A 261-nucleotide genomic window follows, 5' to 3' on the forward strand; every position below is an offset into this window, starting at 1 on the left:
GTTTGAGTTTGCTACGGGTATTGCTTCAGGTGCGACAGCGAATAAAGTACATTACTCTGTAGTTGAAACAGACTTAGCGGGTAACTCTGTATCTAAGGATGTTGCTTACACTTACTACCGTCGTTTTTCGGGTGGTACTAAAGATACTTACGGTAACGAAAATGATGTTATCTTAATTGGTACTAAAGGTGGTACTGGTGACTTAGGTGCGTTGATTAAGTCTAGCCTAACTACAGGTGATGGTGATGACTCAGTCTATGC

1 protein-coding gene is annotated in these 261 nt (G+C 41.4%); it reads left to right on the plus strand.

Features of this window, described 5'->3' with window-relative positions:
* On the plus strand, nucleotides 1-261 hold a 261-nt coding region (locus tag ACTHSX_RS10720; protein WP_440379677.1), incomplete at both ends, for a hypothetical protein.

The sequence above is a fragment of the Neisseria sp. P0014.S002 genome (assembly GCF_051958295.1).
GTDB lineage: Bacteria > Pseudomonadota > Gammaproteobacteria > Burkholderiales > Neisseriaceae > Neisseria > Neisseria flavescens_B.